Annotated in this window: 14 protein-coding genes; 4 read left to right on the top strand and 10 right to left on the bottom strand. The window is 49.0% G+C overall.

Annotation, left to right across the window (positions count from 1 at the left end; genetic code table 11):
- The first annotated feature begins 49 nt into the window (after positions 1-49).
- Complete coding sequence (locus L2713_RS04715) at positions 50-1159, top strand: energy transducer TonB (RefSeq protein WP_248967118.1); 1110 nt, start codon at positions 50-52, stop codon at positions 1157-1159.
- A gap of 7 nt (positions 1160-1166) precedes the next feature.
- On the opposite strand, the gene L2713_RS04720 is transcribed toward L2713_RS04715, so the two are convergent.
- The 7 genes from L2713_RS04720 to slyA form a co-directional block, all read right to left on the bottom strand.
- Positions 1167-1643: a cysteine-rich CWC family protein gene (locus tag L2713_RS04720; RefSeq protein ID WP_428847966.1), complete on the bottom strand. Its 477-nt coding sequence runs from the start codon at positions 1641-1643 to the stop codon at positions 1167-1169.
- Between the two features lie 270 nt (positions 1644-1913).
- Complete coding sequence (locus L2713_RS04725) at positions 1914-2546, bottom strand: hypothetical protein (protein WP_248967120.1); 633 nt, start codon at positions 2544-2546, stop codon at positions 1914-1916.
- A 733-nt stretch (positions 2547-3279) separates the two neighbouring features.
- Entirely contained in the window at positions 3280-4335 is a 1056-nt protein-coding gene (locus L2713_RS04730) for a c-type cytochrome (RefSeq protein ID WP_248967121.1), read from the bottom strand.
- Between the two features lie 10 nt (positions 4336-4345).
- Complete coding sequence (locus tag L2713_RS04735) at positions 4346-4972, bottom strand: c-type cytochrome (RefSeq protein ID WP_248967122.1); 627 nt, start codon at positions 4970-4972, stop codon at positions 4346-4348.
- A 187-nt stretch (positions 4973-5159) separates the two neighbouring features.
- Positions 5160-6188 carry a DUF2955 domain-containing protein gene (locus L2713_RS04740; protein WP_086902211.1) on the bottom strand — a complete coding sequence of 343 codons (1029 nt, stop codon included), beginning with the start codon at positions 6186-6188 and terminating at the stop codon, positions 5160-5162.
- Between the two features lie 16 nt (positions 6189-6204).
- Positions 6205-7263 carry an HlyD family secretion protein gene (locus tag L2713_RS04745; protein WP_248967123.1) on the bottom strand — a complete coding sequence of 353 codons (1059 nt, stop codon included), beginning with the start codon at positions 7261-7263 and terminating at the stop codon, positions 6205-6207.
- 8 nt (positions 7264-7271) lie between these two features.
- Positions 7272-7745: a transcriptional regulator SlyA gene (slyA, locus tag L2713_RS04750; RefSeq protein ID WP_086902296.1), complete on the bottom strand. Its 474-nt coding sequence runs from the start codon at positions 7743-7745 to the stop codon at positions 7272-7274.
- A 219-nt stretch (positions 7746-7964) separates the two neighbouring features.
- Between slyA and L2713_RS04755 the strand changes: the two genes are divergently transcribed.
- A complete protein-coding gene (locus L2713_RS04755; RefSeq protein WP_248967124.1) occupies positions 7965-9869 on the top strand; it encodes a methyl-accepting chemotaxis protein in 1905 nt (634 codons plus the stop codon).
- A 67-nt stretch (positions 9870-9936) separates the two neighbouring features.
- On the opposite strand, the gene metF is transcribed toward L2713_RS04755, so the two are convergent.
- The 3 genes from metF to metB form a co-directional block, all read right to left on the bottom strand.
- Entirely contained in the window at positions 9937-10830 is an 894-nt protein-coding gene (gene metF, locus L2713_RS04760; RefSeq protein ID WP_011624168.1) for a methylenetetrahydrofolate reductase, read from the bottom strand.
- Positions 10831-11133: 303 nt separating this feature from the next.
- Positions 11134-13527, bottom strand: coding sequence for a bifunctional aspartate kinase/homoserine dehydrogenase II (locus L2713_RS04765; protein WP_248967125.1), 2394 nt, complete (start codon positions 13525-13527; stop codon positions 11134-11136).
- Positions 13528-13538: 11 nt separating this feature from the next.
- On the bottom strand, positions 13539-14702 hold the full coding sequence (gene metB, locus L2713_RS04770) for a cystathionine gamma-synthase (RefSeq protein WP_248967217.1): 1164 nt from the start codon (positions 14700-14702) through the stop codon (positions 13539-13541).
- Between the two features lie 222 nt (positions 14703-14924).
- Between metB and metJ the strand changes: the two genes are divergently transcribed.
- Both metJ and L2713_RS04780 read left to right on the top strand, forming a co-directional pair.
- Complete coding sequence (gene metJ / locus L2713_RS04775) at positions 14925-15239, top strand: met regulon transcriptional regulator MetJ (RefSeq protein ID WP_086902215.1); 315 nt, start codon at positions 14925-14927, stop codon at positions 15237-15239.
- A 101-nt stretch (positions 15240-15340) separates the two neighbouring features.
- Positions 15341-16084, top strand: a complete 744-nt coding sequence (locus tag L2713_RS04780) for a sulfite exporter TauE/SafE family protein (protein ID WP_011624172.1) — start codon at positions 15341-15343, stop codon at positions 16082-16084.
- Positions 16085-16092 lie beyond the last annotated feature (8 nt).

The following is a 16092-nucleotide window of genomic DNA, read 5'->3' on the forward strand; positions in this document are numbered from 1 at the left end:
AGTGAAACATTTGTACTATCCGATGGAACTAAATATAAGGATATACAAGATGTTAGACGGAAAAATATTACCCTTAGCCAGTCTATTTGCTTTAGCCTTAAGTACTTCGTTACCCATAAATGCCTCGGAAAACACATTTTCCCAAGCCTACAGTGACTACCAAACCGCACTCAAACAAGGTGATAACGCCCAAATAGAAGTCAGTGCCAAAAGGGCCTTCGAACTAGGTGAAGCTCAATATGCTAAGGACAGTGTCGACTTAGCTAACCTCGCCATGAACTGGGCTGGTGCAATAGAGAAGCAAGTCGCCCCTTACCCATTTGCAGAAAATAATTTGCCAAAAACAGCGAAGGCGAATGAGTTATATCAACTCGCTCTCACAAATTATAAAGTTCATTATGGTAAAGAAGCGCTTGAGCTTATCGATCCCTTACTTGGTGCAGCACAAACCGCCGTCGAAGCCAAAGATGCGAAAAATGATTTGCTTGATGCAATCACAATTGCTGAAAAATCCGATAACAAGAAACTGATCGCCGATGTAAAAATGGCCGCTTTTAACCGCTTATCCAATACTGAGCTATACACAAGAAGCGTAAGAAGCTATGCCTTCGAGGCCTACGAAACTTACAAAGAAATCCTGCCCGAAAATGCCCTCGACAGAGTCAAAGCTACCTATGTCGTCGGTGCCGTTCAATATGCCGAAAAGCATGATGACAAGGCGATTCCGCTGCTTTTAGAAGTAGTGAAGCAGTTTGAAGCCCTTAACTACAGCCACCCTTATGCGTTAAGCGCCCATGCTTATCTAGTCGAACTTTATGAGCGCCAAGGAAAGCGTGACGAATCGACCGCCCACTGTATCGCCATCGGCAAGATGCGCCCTTGGGCCGACGCACAGGAACAGCAACCGCTGTTTCGCACTACGCCTAAATACCCTGCATCCTATGTCCAAAAACGTAAAAGCGGCTGGGTTCAACTTAAATTTACCGTTGATGAACATGGCTTTGTGAAAAATCCTGAAATCTTAGCCTCTAAGGGTGGCACTTTATTTGAAAAAGAAAGCATCGAAGCCTTAAATAAATGGCGTTACGCACCCAAATTTGAAAATGGTAAAGCCGTAGAAGCACAAAGTAGCGTACAACTGGATTACACCATCAATTAATAGCCCGCTATTTCACCTCATATCCCAGCCCATCGACTAATCCCGATGGGCTGTTTTTATCTTCTGAAGCAGAAACTGTTAGCTCGCGCTTTATCCGGCTTAAACAAGTCTCACAAATGCAAGCCGTCGCAGGCTGCGATAATAATTTCGCTAACTTATCGGCACTCAGCCCCGTTGTATCGCCTGTCGATAAGCCTGCCGCCAAATCGCCAGATAACAATTGAGTCAACTTCGGAAACGCCTGCTTAGCACACCAACAGTCACTGATATCTGCACCAAGAGTCATTGCGCACTGATTCGCCCCTTGGCATAAAGGGCAAATTTGCGCTGTATCTAAATGAGATTCTGGTAAGTGCTTAGGCACGGTAATCCTTATGGTATCGGAGTGATAACGCAGAAATAATAATGGTTTTTGCATTAACATTGGAATAATCATTCCATCATCAAGGCACTCATCATATCGATTAAGCGTGCAAATAAACATCTAGGTATTTATTGCCCTTTAGTTGACCGTATTCATCAAGTGGTGTCTAACTAAAATCATATTTAGTGTATTCATTTAGCTCAGTAAGCCGGATTCCTGCGATATGGAAAGTGTATTCACGGATTCATACATAATGATGTCAATTAAGTGTTGATTCAAACACTTCCTAAATTCACCTTAATATGACATTAAAGGAGTTTAGGAATGATGCGTCTACAAAGATAACCACGCTTAGATTTACAATTTCTCAGCTATCACATTATATGTTTTTTAGATGAATCCCTTAAGCCAAGAGAAGAAGTCGGATAACCACATAAAAAGGTGAGAGACAAAACTAAACAACGAGGTAATTGTTTCTTTAAGGCCAAAAATGGATTGCCAGACAGTAACTATCGTCAGTAAAAGGATGTAGTTATTCGTTCTTGCTTGAAGTAACTCCATCCTTTTTTGAACATAAATTTCATCCATCCATCTATTATCATCATTTTCCCCTGAATGGTATTTGTTAACAATCCCAGTTTTAGAGTCTTTTTGAAAGGTTATATACTTCACATTAGAAAGTTCAGGCTCAAGTTCAATGTATACCCAAAGTACCCCTTCCAGATAAATAGTAGAATGGTCTATTTCTATGTATGTGCTTTCACCTGGATTTAATGACCTTACAAAGATTGTTTTTTCGGATTGGTCAAAGTACTTTTCATCGAGGTCATGGAAACCTGCATCAATAATCTTGAATGAAGAGCTAGGCTTATCATCGATATTTTCGATTTGTACTCCCCATGAAAAGGGCTCACCTTGAACAATATTCGGATGTTTAAAGAATTTTTTTGACTTGTTTTTATAATAAAAAGAGATTAGTAACTTATTTTCTGTGTACTTGACGTCTTCATTTTCTATGCCCAAAAGAAACTCCTATTAATTTAACAATCTTTTGCCTGTACTTCTAATAAAACCCAAACAGCATAGAGTTTGACATTGAAATGACACAAACAAATAATTCAATTATGCCAATAAGTTAACATCTGCATCAGTGGGCTATCAACATTTTTCATCCAGGAAAATCTAGACTTTATTTACCGAGAAGTATTTTGGCGCGGTAAATAGTATTAAGCAAAGTTAAATGACAATAATTTCCGTTAATTGCACAAACATCCAAGCAAAAACCGATACCTTTATAGGCTCACTTTAAAGTTAGTTTATAAATTTCCCAGAAAGATGAGACGACAGGCACAAATATTTAGGACTAACAGCTAACACCAAGGCAGCAGAAGTTCACCCTACCCTGCGAAGTTGCTGAAGGGCGTTGAAGAAAATCGCGTGACGCAGACAGGAAGTCTGCGTAGCTTTCGGGGGGGAAGGGACGCCCCATCGGAAGCGTTAGCGATTTTTGAATAAGCACGAAGCCACTAACCAATGCATGTAACTTCGCTAGGGGCGTCTTGGAGAATCCAAGGAGGATAGGACGAGCAGTCCTCCTTGGTCGGGTGTGGGGTGAAGCCCCACGACTTTGATTCACCTCGGCCGTAAGGCCGCTATGACTCACATATTCACTGAACACCAAAAGGCGATTTTATAAACCTCCCATCCAGTGACTCGCTTTACTTCATTACACGAGCACTGAATGAGAGCGACTCAACTAAGACTTTTTCGGAAACACCGGATAAGAGGCGGTGCCAAGCACTTTGCCATCGACTTCGACACCGTAGTAGTCATTGTCGTTATGGTATTTCTCCTGCGCTTGTTTCACATCGCCCTTATTGCGGGGGTCCTGTGGCCGTTCATGGGAGTTAATGTAAGCCGCAACGTCCCAAGCCTGTTGGTTAGTCAGCTGAATACTCTTAGCGAAGGGCATGTTTTCATAAATGAAGAATGCGGCCGTATTGACCCTGTGCATGCCTGCGCCCCAGTTGTAGCTCTTAGGACCCCATAATGGCGGCAGAGAGTAAACACCCGCAATCGCTTGGCCTTGACCATCGGCGCCATGGCATGCTTGGCAGTGAGCGGTATACACGGCTTTGCCGCGCTCGGGTGAGAACGCGAGTTCAGGTTTGGGGATCTCAGGATAACCACGGCCAGGCAGATTTGCGCGTTGCTCCACTGTCATGGCTTTGGCTAGCGTGTCAGGCAGTGGGAAATCCTCACGTTTGGCGCCTTTTACCAATTCGGCATCGCTGAGTTCTGGCACAGGGCCATCAAGGTTAGCCGCATCCATTAATCCACTCATCCCTAACCAGTAGGCGTAGGCAGATAGCGCGACCAGCTCGGGGCTGCCCGCAGCGGGGGCTTTACCGTTCATCGAATAGTTAAAACAGCCTTGTACCCGCTCTTGAAAGGTATTTACTTTATCGTCTTTTTTACGATACGCGGGATACGCAAAATAGGCGCCCCAAAGCGGTGACGCATTCGCCTTACGGCCCGCATCCATATGGCAGTTGGTACAGTTAAGCTCGTTACCCACATACTTATCTCTCAGCTGCTGGGTATTCACAAATAGCTGATAACCCAAGCGTACTTTATCGCCGAAGGCCCCTTCGGGAATCGCACTTAAGGGTCTTGGGGTTAAGTAACTTTGCTCAGGATTTTTAGGGACTGAGGGCAATGGCGCTTGTTTGTCGGGTAACTCATTCGCAGCCTGAACTTGAGCGGTTAGCACGCCCATTGCGGCCAATAGTAAGATGGCAGAATATTTCATGGCCGGCTCCTTATTTCAAATTCGCAAAGTAGTTCGCTAAGGCATCCACCTCGGCGGCGGTCAGCTTGTTAGCCACATTGGCCATCATGCCGTCCACATCTCCCTTACGAGTGCCAGCTTGCCACGCCAAGAGTTGCGTCTTGATATAACTGGCCTGTTGACCCGCTAAACGTGGGAACAGGCCGCCACCTAAACCCGAGGGGCCATGGCAAGTCACGCAAGCCGGTAAGCCGCGAGACCAATCACCTTGATAGGCCAAGCGCGCTGTATCGTCGCTAAAGGTCACCTGCTCACCACGGATCACCGGCTTGACCTCAGTCTTAGGCGATTTGGTGGAGAAGTAACTCGCCACTTGCTCGATGCCATCACCTTGCAATGTCATCGCCATCGGCATCATGGTCGCGTTTTGGCGCACACCTGCCTGAAAATGTTGTAATTGGGTGGTGATGTATTCTTTCGAGAGTCCAGCGAGTCGGGGGCCGAGGGGTTCTATGCCCTCGCCTTCGACGCCGTGACAGGTCACGCAGATTTGTCCCGCTGGCGGGACTGCGGTTGGATTGGCTATGGCTACAGAGGTCAAGGCACAGCCGTAGATCAGCGCGATGCCTTTGGCTAATGTTCTAATTTTAATATTCATTTTCTATCCTTGAACATACCTTGAGTAGAACTTAAACGGCTCAAGTGATAGCCAAGTCCTAAACCTAGGTCGTTAAAAAGAGATAATTGAGTGGTGCGTTCACACGTTTAGCCCACACTAAACGAGTTTGTACCTTACTCCTCGAATCTCCACTGAACAAGTATTAAAAAAATCTAATATTAAGTTCTTAATAACCAAATCGAGTCGCTTCAAAGCTATTCAATAACTTATGAAGCAGGTAACAGAGGAATAACGTCGCCACTATCGCCACAAAAATACTGCTCACCCGGTACAGCGCACTAAAAATCAGGTCGTTGCCAGGGGTTAAGTATTGGCCAAACAAAATTCCTAAGGTAGTCATGGCACCAAACCCCACACCAGAGCCACTCGCCTCCTTTACATGGGCCTGCGCAAACAACATAAGTCCAACCCACAGCAGCGGCACAATCAGGATCAACAATCCAGACCAGTCGTAGAGGAAGAGTTGCACCATCACCCCAAACGACACCCCAAGCAGGGTGCCCAGCGCGCGTTTACGGGCATAATCCAGCGCCCCGTTCCAATGCATGGGGAACAGGAGTAACAGCGTGGTCGCCTGTGCCGACATGGAGTCGCGCAAATCGAAAATTTGAAACACTAAGAAAGAGAGCGTGGCAATACTGGCACCGAGTAAAGCCTCGTGCCGCATACGGTGCGGCGCCTTAGGGCCGGGTTTGTAGGCTGGACGAGGCTCGACATCCGGCCAGAGTGCCGTCATCAGATAGGCGATAACCACAGACAATCCCGTCGCCCAGAAATTACTGAAGATTAAGTCATTGAGATCTGTGCCCGGATAGCTGGCAAAGTGCAGCATAATGCTCAAACTCAGCACGCCATTGGCACCAAACAGAAATAGGCTACCGCGGGACATAGCCGCAAAACGATATAAAAACAGTAAAAAGACAATCGGCGTCATCAATCCGGGGTGGCTACCGAAGAAACCTCCGAGTAAGCCGACTTCAAGCCCCGCCATGGCCGATGAAGCCAGCAACTGCCGCATCGCATGGCCACTCATCACAGGGACGAGTCCCAGCAATAGCATCGGGGTTACCGTAAAAAACACCCCATTACTCCACCCAAAGAGCTTACAGAGGGTAAAGCCAATGGTGCCGCCAGTGGCAATGCGCAAACACTGGCGTAGGTCATTGGTGGTTAAAGGGTTGTGGCGTAACAACATGCGAATGGCCTTGAGATTAATAGATGTAATGGAGCAGGCTAATGACCTTAATCTGCACCTTGGCTAGCAGGCTAAACAGCGTATTGTCAGGCAGTAATTGCACAGTGGCACGCGCACCTGCTGGCAGATTATTCATCGCATCGTCGTCTAACACTAAATGTAGTCTTAAGCGCTGCGCATCGCGCACCCAACGGTCCGACTCCTGCGGCGCCGCTAAGCGGCCATTGGCATCAAACTGCCCCGCACTCACACCAGCATCAACACTGCTCACTTGGGCGCGGTATAAACGGCCTGGCTCACCATCGAAGGCGATTAATGCAGGGTAAGATGCGTTAACGCCACGTAAGGTCTTTTCACGAAAATCGGCAATAATATCTAATTTATCAGAGACTAAGGCGAGTAGCGGCTGGCCGACTGCGGCAAAACTGCCCACTTCGAGTTGCAGGTTGGTCACCACCCCATCTTGGTCGGCACGAATTTGGGTGTAAGACAGGTTCAGCTCAGCTTGCTCTAAGGCATTCATCGCTTGGCGAACTCTTAGGTTTTCTTCGCCATAGAGGCCACGGCTCACTTTGAGTTTATCGAGGCGAGCATTAGCGGCTAACAGATTCGCCTCGGCGGCGTCCGCATCGCTATCGGCCTGATCCCGTTGCTGCTGCGACACACCATGGGTGGCATACAGTGCATCTAAACGTTTGGCTTCGCGACGCTTTAATTGAGCCGTCGTAGTACTGGCATTCACTTCCGCCTTGGCGGCTAACAACGAAGCATCTAACTCGGCATTGTCCTGGCGCACTTGCTCTAGGGCCAATTTTGCCTGAGACACGGCTAACGCAAAGGGCGCAGGGTCGACTTGAAACAGTAAATCGCCCTTGGCAACCACTTGGTTATTCTTCACATTAATGGTTTGAATCTTGCCGCTGATCTGCGGAGTCACCTTAGTCACCACACGGGTTGCCATGGCCTGTGGGGTCAAGGGCATCATAGCGTCGGCAAACATAAAATAGCCAAACACAGCCACAAAACCGAGCATGGCGATTTTTACAAGGCGGGCAAATTGTTGATCCGGTGTCATCTTATTTCTCACTCAAGAATTTCTGTGCTCTTAGCCAACTTGGCTAAGGCGTTATCACTGATTAGGCTAATGATGCGTTCAAACTCACCAAGCTCGCTGGCGCTGATCCCAGCCAACAACTCTGCGCGCACTTGAATAATCCGCGCTTCGACTTGCTTTAATACATCCTTTCCCGCGGGCGTTAGCGATACGATTCGAGCGCGCTTATCTTTAGTGCAGCAGTGACGCTCGACTAAACCTTGTTCCTCAAGCTGCCCTAACGTGCGCATCAAAGAAGCCAATTCAATTTCCAGCGCATCCGCCAACACCTTCTGGCTCACGTTGTCGCCCAGACGCAATAACTTCCACAATGCCGTCCAACGAGGATGAGTTAACCCGAGTGGCGCTAATTCCACATCCGCCACGGTGCGCCATAGTCGGTGCAAGCGGCCTAAATGTTCCGCCAGGGATAACTCCTTTAGTCGCTCTAATTCTTTTTGCATCATGCTTACCCATTTACTTAGCCTGCTAAGCATTATACTTAGTTAGCAGGCTAAGTAAATATTCGCCACGAAAAAAAGATCTGTGCACGCTGCCACGAAATCTACAAAAAAACGGAAAACAACTGAAAAAGGCTAAGCTGCTCTCAAATCTAAAAAGCAGTATCTCTATAATATTCAAAAAGATAATTAGGCAGACATACGGATATTTGGAGGTTAACTGTGAAGAATTTAAACATTAGCACTAGGATAGTGTTAGGGATCAGCCTACTGCTATTTGCGGTGATGAGCTTTATCATGCCACTGGTGCTATCGGAATTCAGTCGCCAAATTCGCGAGTCCGAGCAGCGAGAACTGCACAAACTGTACGAAACCGCAGTAGCCAATATCGCCTCATCGGGTCAAAGAGCACAGGCAATGGCGACATTAATCTCCTTAACCCCAGAGATCCAAAGCAGCTTTGCCGCACGCGACCGTGATGAATTACTGCAACGCACACTGCCGCTATTTACTCGCCTTAAACAAGATTTTGCCGTGCAACAGTTCCAGTTCCACACCCCGCCAGCCACTTCGTTTTTACGCCTGCACCGCCCAGAGAAATATGGCGACGACCTCACCGCGATCCGTAAAACCATTGTCGAAACTAACACGCAAAAACAACCGCTTAGCGGCTTAGAATATGGCGTGGAAGGCTTAGGGATCCGTGGGCTAGTCCCGATGAATTACGAAGGGCAGCACATGGGCTCAGTGGAGTTTGGCATGTCCTTTGGCCAAACCTTCTTCGATCATTTTAAAAATGCTTATCAGGCCGAGATCAGTCTCCTGCTTCCAAAAGATGGCGGCTTTGTCCCCTTCGGTGGCACGTTTACCACAGACACCAGCGCCGCCAGCGAACTTAAGAGCGTTATGCAAGGCGACGAAGTTATCCGCACCATAGATTTAAATGGCAAGAGCTTTGCACTCTACCGCCATGGAATACAGGACTATTCGGGCAAAACCTTCGGGGTGTTAGATATTGCGCTGGACAGAAGTCATTCAGAGCAAGCTATGTCCGATATTCGTTTAAAACTCATCATGATAGGAATCATTGCCTTATTAATCGGTACAGCAATCGCGTGGTTTATTGCTAAGAGTATTACCCGCCCAATTGCCGAAACCACTGACGCACTCAACGATATTGCCGAAGGTGAAGGCGATCTAACCCGTCGTATCGAAGTGAAGAGCAAGGATGAAATGGCCCAACTTGCTCAGGCCTTTAACCGCTTCGCTGAGAAAATCCACGCCACAGTGGTCCAAGTATCAGACTCGACCAGTTTGCTCGCGACATCGGCCGAGGAAATGTCCGCCATCACCCGTGAAACCCAGCAAATGGCGAATCGGCAACACCTCGAAACCGAACAGGTTGCCACCGCGATGAACGAAATGGCGGCAACAGTGCAAGAGGTCGCCCACAATGCCACCGACGCCGCCGATGCTGCAACCCATGCCAGCGAGTCTACCGAGCAGGGTAAACAATTAGTCGAAAAAGTCATATCGACCATTAGCTTGCTCGCTGATGAGATTGCCCAAGCCGCCAATGCCATTAACGAACTCGAGCGCAATACCACGCAAATTGATTCGGTATTAGTGGTGATCCGCAATATTGCCGATCAGACCAATTTACTCGCCCTCAATGCCGCGATTGAGGCCGCCCGCGCCGGAGAGCAAGGCCGTGGCTTTGCCGTAGTGGCAGATGAGGTACGCACCCTCGCCAGCCGAACTCAGGCTTCAACCACAGAAATTCAGCAGATGATTGAGGCGTTGCAACAGAGTGCCAAGGCCACAGTTAGCAGCATGAATACCAGCACGGCCACCACACAGAGTTGTGTATCACTGGTGCATGAGGCAGGTTCTGCCCTCGAGGCCATTACCCAAGCCGTATCGACCATCAGCCAAATGAACATTCAAATCGCCAGCGCCGCCAATGAGCAGTGCGCCGTTTCGGCGGAAATTAATAAAAACGTCAATAATATTAATGATATTGCGACCAATGCGACCGAAAGTGCCGTGCAAACCGCGCGGGCGGGGGATGAACTCGCGCAGCTTTCAATGCGCTTAACGACTCTGCTCTCCCAATTTAAGATTTAGGAATTAGTCACTAGCCAAAAACAAAACGCCGCTAAATAGCGGCGTTTTTTTATGGATGTTTACTGCGTTATACCGCCTTTGGGCGAACCCCTAAGGTATGGCAAATCGCATAGGTCAGCTCTGCGCGGTTAAGGGTGTAGAAGTGAAAATCTTTAACACCTTCACGGGATAACACTTTAACCATATCAATCGCCACGTTAGCCCCCACCAGCTGACGCGTGCCCGCATCATTCTCTAGGCCATCGAACTGCTTATGCAACCAGCTCGGCAGGCTTACATTGGTCATACCCGCGAAACGTTTTAACTGGGTAAAGTTAGTCACAGGCAAAATGCCGGGGACGATTTCGACATCAATTCCCGCCGCAACGCAGCGGTCGCGAAAACGCAGGTAAGATTCAACATCGAAGAAAAACTGGGTAATAGCACGGCTCGCACCGGCATCGATTTTACGCTTGAGGTTAATCAAATCGGCCTGAGCATTAGCCGCATCTGGATGCACTTCTGGGTAAGCGGCAACCGAAATATCAAAGTCGGCCACTGAGCGCAGTAAGCGCACTAAATCCGCCGCAAAGCGAGTCGGTTTCGGGCTGCCCGCTGGTAAATCGCCACGCAGTGCCACTATGTCGCGGATCCCCGATTTCCAGTAATGCTTCGCCAGATCTAACAATTCTTCGTCGCTGGCATCCACTAAGGTTAAATGCGGCGCGGCAACCAGATTGGTTTCTTTTTGAATACGTTCAATCACGCCGTGGGTACGGTCACGCACGCCCGAGTTGGCACCATAGGTCACTGAAACAAACTTAGGATTCAGCGGCTCTAAACGGCGGATAGAGTTCCACAGGATCTGTTCCATTTCGGGGGTTGATGGCGGGAAAAACTCAAAAGAAACATTAATATCGCCATTAAGTTCAGACAAACTTTGGTTTAGCGAATGTGAATGTTGTGCGTGATGAAAAGCCATGTGTATTTCCTCAACCGCCCAAGTGCGACGCTCCATCGCGCTGGTACGACTTATAAATGCAGTAATTTAATCCATATGGACGTTTGGACGTCTATATGTCCATATACTAGAGAAACTGGCCGTTAAGTCAAGCCAAAAAATCCCCCTTTTTGGCATTTTCTTATCCCTCGTTGACCACCTTGATTTTAGTCCTGATCTTCGCCAATAAAAAAAGGACTCGAATGAGTCCTTTACGTCTATGAATATTGCCCGAATCAGCTTGAAGATACGGGGGCTAAGTTCTTCAAGTGTCTGGGTTTATGACTACTCTTGCAGCAGATCGCGACAGATCTGCGTCAGATCCGATTGCACCGCTGCGGCAGTTACCTCACGCCCCGCACCCGGCCCACGGATAATCAGCGGATTACCTTGGTAGAAAGCAGAGCGGATCACAAACACATTGTCCCCAGGCGTCAGGTTAGCGTAGGGATGATTCGCATCAATCCACTGTAATCCCACCTCAGCTTTCAGGGCCGCGCCGCTATTGTCCAAGGAGGCGACATATCTCAGCACTTTGTTTTGCTCCGCCGCCGCACCGTATTGTTGCTGCAATTCATCATCCAGCTCAGCGATACGGGCAAGGAATTGCTCCAGTGGAATATCCGCTAAATGAGCCGGCACTAGGGAGCGCAGCTCAATATCCTCAAGCTCGATTTCCAGACCGATTTCACGGGCCAAAATCAGTAGCTTGCGCTGCATGTCGCGCCCAGAGAGATCGTCGCGGGGATCGGGTTCGGTAATCCCTAGGCCACGTGCTTCAACCACTAATTCCGAGAAGGGTTTGCTGGTATCGTATTTCTCGAATAACCAACACAGGGTACCAGAGAAAATCCCGCCGACGGCCTCAACCGTATCTCCACTGTTACGCAAATCGTTTAAGGCGTGCTGAATAGGTAAGCCCGCACCGCAGCTGGCGTTATAACGCCAGAATAGACGGCGATAACCGAGTTGTTCCTTCAGCTCGCGATAGAACGGCAGCGGGCCAGAACCCGCAAGCTTGTTCGCGCTGACCATATGGATGCCACGCTCGAAAAACTCTGGGTATTGTAGAGTCAAACTGGCGCTGGCGCTGATGTCTAATGCAATCAGTTCGTCGCAGTTAAGTTGTTCTAATTGTTCGAATAAATGTTCATATTGCCAAGGTGTTGCCTCGGCATCGAATTCCTGCTGCCAGTTTTCCAAATCCACAGCCGTAGACTTGATCAGGGCTTTGCTGGAACTCACCAAACCGACAAGCTCGACACGCGCTTCAAGCTCTTGATTTAACGAGGGAGAAACTGACTTAAATAGCTTCACCCACGCCTCGCCAATATTGCCAACACCCAGCAGCAATACGCCAATGCGTTTACGTGGACCGGCGCAGCGGCGATGCACTTTTTGCGTCAGCAGATTAACCTGCGACTGTGGCACTAAGGTCACCAAACTTAAGTCACCACTGAACAAGGGCTTAGCGTCACGGCTCAGTAAACGGGCAAAGCTGCGGCGATAATGCTCGGCATCGGCACTCACAAGCGCCACTAAACCGAGTTCGGTATTAATTTGCAGATCTTTAATGCCGAGGGCTTCGGCCTGCGCATCCAATAACTTTTGTACTTGTTTTTGGTTTTCAGCGGTATAAGCGAGCTCGAGTCGTTGATGCGCCGATACCCAATGGGCCAGTGGCGTTAATCCTGCTTCGACTAATTGCTCAAGCAGACTGGCCACATCGCCCGCGATCTTAAAGCCAAATAACACCACGGCATTCAGGTTAGTCACCACAGGCGCACTCGCCGAGGAACTGTGGGGCGCAATCAGGGTAAAGTCGGTATGGGAGGCGTAGCTTGAACGTACGGCTAGGCTCACCTCGGTGTTAAACAGCGGCTGCAAAGTGCGTGAATGTAATACTGGCGAACCTAGACGCGCCAAGCGGTCGGCTTCAGCGAGGGACATGCTCTTGAGTAATTTCGCATCGTTGATCTTATTCGGATCGGCGTTAAATACCCCTTCAACGTCAGTCCAAATGGTTACGCGCTCAATGTCGGCAAGGCTAGCAATTAAGCTGGCGCTAAAGTCAGAGCCATTGCGACCCAATAGCAAGGTATCGCCACGCTCGTTGGCACAGATAAAACCTGTGATCACTAAACGCTCGTTAGGATGCGCGGCCAGTAAGGCTTGCACTTTGGCGCGGGATTCTTGCACACGAATTTGCGGTACGGCGGCCTCGTCGGCCACAAGAATCGAACAGGCATCCACATGACTTGCGGCCACACCCGATTCGCGCAGCAGCGCCGCCATTAAGCGCGCCGACCAACGCTCACCAAAGCTCACCACATGGCTAATTTGGTAATCGTTGCGGGAATCTAAAGATAATAGACTGATTAACTGAGCTTTATCCGTGGTTAAACGCTCACGTAGATCCCGCGCTTGCTCATTAGATAACAGCTGCTCAATCAAACCTTGTTGATAGCTGATAAGAACCTGTAACTCTTCTTGCCATAATTGGTTGCTATCGCGCAGGGACAATAATTTATATAAAAAGTTAGTGGTTTTACCCGCGGCAGACACCACCACCAGATCATCACTATGACCATGGGTTAACAGAATATGGGCGACTCGGCGATAACAATCGGCATCGGCTAAGCTGGAACCACCAAATTTATGTAAGTGACAACGTGCCATCTCGAATTCCTCTACTGACAAGCCGCAACGGCGGCCAATCCTGCTTGAATATCTGCAACTAAGTCTTCGGCATCTTCAATACCAACCGACAAACGTAATAGGGTGTCTTTAATGCCAGCTTCATAACGCGCTTGGGGCTCCATCGCCCTGTGGGTCATAGTCGCGGGCACGGCCACGAGACTCTCAACGCCACCTAAGCTCTCGGCCACGCTAAATAAACTTAAGGCATCTAAAAAGGCGACCACTTCGGCCTCGCCGCCCTTAAGCTCAAAACTCAGCATAGCGCCAAAGCCTTTTTGCTGCTTGGCGGCAATGGCATGACCGGGGTGATCCGCAAGGCCTGGGTAATACACTTTGCTCACTACAGCGCTGCTCGTCAGCACGTCCAGAATACGCTGGGCATTGCTTTGATGCTCGCGAATGCGCACGGCCAAGGTACGCAGACCGCGCAGGGTTTGATAACTGTCGAAGGCAGACCCAGTTAAGCCTAAGGTGTTTGACCACCAATGTAAGGTCTCACCGAGTTGAGGATCTTTGGCGATCACCGCGCCGCCCACCACATCGCTGTGACCATTGATGTACTTAGTGGTGGAGTGGATAACGATATCGGCACCGAGTAACAGCGGTTGCTGCAAAATGGGCGAGAGGAAAGTATTGTCCACCACCACTAAAGCACCTACAGCGTGGCTTGCCTTGGCGATAGCTTCGATATCGACGACTCGCAGCAGAGGGTTTGATGGGGTTTCAATCCACACCATCTTAGGTTGCTGGGCAATCGCTTGCTCGAGCGCTTGGGCATCGGTTTGATCGACCACCAGCAGTTTAAATTGGCCCTTTTTAGCCAAGTTAGTGAATAAACGGTAAGAACCGCCGTAACAATCGTGGGGCACCACCAGCAAGTCATCGGGGCCGAGCAAGGTAGTGACTAGAGTAATGGCTGCCATGCCAGTGCAAGTCACCACACCGGTTGCGCCCTTTTCCAGCTTAGCTAAGGCATCACCTAAGATGCTGCGGGTGGGATTGCCGGAACGGCTGTAATCAAATTCGCGAGGATTTTTATGACCATCGAAGGCGTAATTAGTCGACAGGTAAATTGGCGGCACCACCGCGCCATACTGAGTATCGCTTTCGATACCCTGACGCACTGCTAATGTGGCTAATTGACGTTCGGTCACTAATTTGCCTGCGGTCATCGGGAACTCCTAAGTTCGCAAAGAGATGTCTGGACGTCTAAATGTACCTAAGCCCAGTGGCATCGTCAATAGGCGTTAAGACGTTTAGACGTCTAAACATAAAGAAATCTGTTTGCAATCACTAAGAAATAGTAGCAATAATTTGACTGTTATCTGTAAGGGTTTAAAATCTGCCCCGAATTTAGCGTTATAACAGGTGAGTCAATGACTGAATGGAATGGGGAATACATCAGCCCCTATGCTGAACATGGCAAGAAGAATGAACAAGTAAAGAAAATTACTGTGTCTATTCCGCTCAAAGTGCTAAAAGTCCTCACGGATGAACGTACCCGTCGTCAGGTGAACAACCTGCGCCACGCCACCAATAGCGAACTCTTGTGTGAAGCATTTTTGCATGCCTACACCGGCCAGCCTCTGCCTGATGATGCCGATCTGTCGAAAGATAGCCCAGACAGCATTCCCGCCGAAGCGAAACGGTTGATGGACGAAATGGGGATCGAGTGGGAAGATATGGAGTAACGCTTAAGCGTCCAATATCCTACTTATCATTAGGGATCGTTAATGCTCATCTTGCCTGATGGGTTAGAGTAACGATCCCTATTTTGTTTTGATGGAATCCTATGTTCTCCTTGATAGATCCACAAACGCTCGCCATTGCGTCTGTGATTGTGTTTTTAGGTGCCCTCACCCAGAGTCTGATTGGCTTTGGTCTTGCCGTGGTGGCGAGCCCGTTGCTGTATATTGTCGACCCCGAATTAGTGCCCGCACCTGTGATTGTGATGGGTTTTTCCATCGCCCTACTCACCCTACTGCGTGAACGCGGCCATTTAGAATTCAATGGCTTGCAATACGCGCTTATCGGTCGAGTGCCCGGAGGTTTTATCGGTGCCAGCCTGCTGCTGTTTGCGCCGCAGCCGATTCTTGGTCTGGCGATTGCTGGCATTGTGGCAGTCGCCGTGGTGCTGAGCCTGTATAAATTGACTCTTCCCGTGAATAAGGCAACCCTGTTTGGCGCGGGCGTAGTCTCGGGGATCTTTGGTAATATTGCCGCCATTGGTGGCCCACCGATGGCGATTTTGTTGGCGGGTAAGGATGCCTCCAAATTTCGCGCCGCACTGTCGGCCTTCTTTATCTTCAGCTCGACCATAGCCCTGGTCATTCTTGGGGTGACGGGCCTACTCGAAATCAAGCATTTGTGGTTATCACTCATGCTGCTGCCCTCAGTGTTTTTAGGCTATTTAGTGGCGGGCAAACTGGTGGGGAATGTGGATAAACATAAGACCAAGATGGCAACCTTAGCCCTCTGCGCTATCAGTGCCTTAGTGCTTACGGTGAAATCTGTGATTGAGCTATTGCCGCAATAATTACCGCA

The sequence above is a fragment of the Shewanella seohaensis genome, from assembly GCF_023283775.1.
Classification (GTDB): Bacteria; Pseudomonadota; Gammaproteobacteria; order Enterobacterales; family Shewanellaceae; genus Shewanella; species Shewanella seohaensis.